The 2,169-nt window shown below is 72.0% G+C and carries 1 protein-coding gene, 1 tRNA gene and 1 pseudogene; 1 reads left to right on the top strand and 2 read right to left on the bottom strand.

The features are described 5' to 3' along the window. Positions 1–33 precede the first annotated feature (33 nt). Both B9G38_RS16325 and B9G38_RS16320 read right to left on the bottom strand, forming a co-directional pair. Positions 34–315 (bottom strand): annotated as a pseudogene (locus tag B9G38_RS16325) (putative RNA uridine N3 methyltransferase); the annotation flags it as partial. Positions 316–483: 168 nt separating this feature from the next. Next, complete coding sequence (locus tag B9G38_RS16320) at positions 484–1,743, bottom strand: PQQ-dependent sugar dehydrogenase (protein WP_086221080.1); 1,260 nt, start codon at positions 1,741–1,743, stop codon at positions 484–486. 97 nt (positions 1,744–1,840) lie between these two features. On the opposite strand from B9G38_RS16320, the gene B9G38_RS16315 reads away from it, so the two are divergent. Continuing rightward, positions 1,841–1,911: transfer RNA gene (locus B9G38_RS16315), tRNA-Gly, on the top strand. Positions 1,912–2,169 lie beyond the last annotated feature (258 nt).

The following is a 2,169-nucleotide window of genomic DNA, read 5'->3' as shown; positions in this document are numbered from 1 at the left end:
GCGTCGGCAGCGTCAGAGGGGAATAAGGGGCAGGAGCGGGGGGAGCACGCCGACGTACCGGAGCTCGTCGCGCTGCCCCCAGAGGTCCTTCCGGAGCTCCGGCGGCGTCGCGGCGTACCCCAGCACGGTGCGGACGTACTCCCCGCCCCGTCGACCGTCGCCGTCCCGGTCTGGGAAGACGACGAGCCGATCCGCCCGGAACACCGCCGCCGCACGGGCGACGTAGCCGAGTTTGCGAGTCGCCTCGCGGTCGTCCTCGGCCTCCCGGACGAGCGAAGACGGAACACAGATCGTGAGCCCGTCTTCGGTACGCATCGTGGCGAGACTGTACCCCTCGATTCCGGACGCCACCGTAAAAGGATAGCGGTCCCGATTTCCGGCTGTGCCGCGTTCACACGGGGTTTGCCGCGGGATCTGGCCGTCAGATCGTGACAACCGTCACCGCGGTCAGAGGGCGCGCCGGGGCGGCCCGGACCGCCGCCGTCACGCCGGAGCGATCCGCGCGACCGGCGCGTCGCCGTCGTCGACCGCGACGTAGAGGTGACCGGTGCCCGGCTCGACCGCGACCGCGCGCATTCGCCACTCGCGGTCGTCGAGCAGCGGGTCGCGCTCGGTCACGGCCGCGTCTTGGCCGGTACCGTCGACCGTGAACCGCCCGAGATACCGCGCCGCGAGCGTGCCCGCGAAGAGGTCTCCCCGCCACTCGGGGAACGCGTCGCCGTCGTAGAAGACCGCGCCGCTGGGCGGGAAGCCGCCGGAGCCGCACGGCCAGTAGTGGACCGGCGCGACCACGTCGTCGCGCTCGTCGTGACCGGGCGCGACGGGGTCGTCGGTCCCGTAGCGGCACGCCTCGCTGGCGACCGGCCACCCGTAGTTGCCGCCGCGCTCGATCACGTTGATCTCGTCGCCGTCCTCCTCGCCGTGCTCGCACTGCCAGACCGCGCCCGTCTCGGGGCGCACGGTCATCGCCTGCGGATTGCGGTGGCCGTAGCTGTAGACCGCGTCCGAGCCGTCGGGCTCGCCGACGAACGGGTTGTCCGGGTGGGGGTCGCCGTCGGGCGTCAGCCGCAGCGTCGCGCCAAGCTCGTTCGAGCGGCTCTGCGAGACGTGGTCGGGGCCGAAGTCGGTGTCGCGCCGGTCGCCGACCGTGACGAACAGCGACCCCTCGGGGCCGAACGTCGCCCGCGATCCGAAGTGGAGGTCGGTGTCGCGGAACGGTTGCGCGACGCGGATCGGGGCGAAGCCGTCGAGCACCGGCGCGCCGTCGGCGTCGAGCGAGAGCCGCCCGGACCCGACGTGCGTCGCCGCCTCGCCCGCGTCGTTGGCCGCGGAGTACGTGAGGTACACGCGCAGATCGTCCGGGTGGTCGGGGTGGACCGCGACGTCGAGCAGGCCGCCCTGCCCCTCCGCGAACACCTCGGGCGCGCCCGCGACCGGCTCGACGCTCCCGTCCGCGGGGTCGACGAGCGAGAGCCGCCCCGGCCGCTCGGTGACCAGCAGGCTGCCCTCGCCGGGCAGGAACGCGAGCCCCCACGGGTTCTCGAACCCCTCCGCGACGGTCTCGACGTCGTACGCGACGTCCGCGCCGTCGTCCGGTGGGGTATCGTCGTCGGAGCCGTCCGCTCCGTCGCTCCCGTCGTCGCCGAGACAGCCCGAGAGCGCGGGAAGGGGGGTCGCTCCGGCGAGACCGCCGGCCGCGCGGAGGGCGGTGCGTCTGTGGATTCGCTCGGGGAGATCGGTCATCGTTCACGAGTGAGGACGCGCCACCGATGACCCTTCCGCCGACCGTCGTTCGGAACCCTTATATCTCCGACCCGGGCTACGATCGAATGCGAAGCACGCACCGGTAGTGTAGTGGTATCACGCAACCTTGCCATGGTTGCAACCCGAGTTCAAATCTCGGCCGGTGCATTTCTCGAACGTAGTGAGAGAAATCTCCGAGAGCCACAGTTGTTTATAAACCGACGACGGAGCGGCGGCGAACACCTCCAAAGCCCCAGCCGCGACGGCTCGGTGCGCTCGTTGCGGTCCTCGGTCGCTCGCGCTGCTCGCTCCCTCCAGTCCTTACGTCGCGCGCCGTCGCCCTCGCGGCTGCCCCTTTGACTCCCGCCCCGCACAGCCTCACGCCTCCCCAGCCTCGTCGCTGGCGGCCTTCGCTCCGCTCCGGCC

It is taken from the genome of Halorubrum sp. SD612, assembly GCF_002135005.1.
This window is presented reverse-complemented; position numbering and strand designations above follow the sequence as displayed.

Coding starts and splice junctions, on each gene's coding strand:
- B9G38_RS16320 (WP_086221080.1), bottom strand. CDS start 1,743: ATGACCGATCTCCCCGAGCGAATCCACAGACGCACCGCCCTCCGCGCG.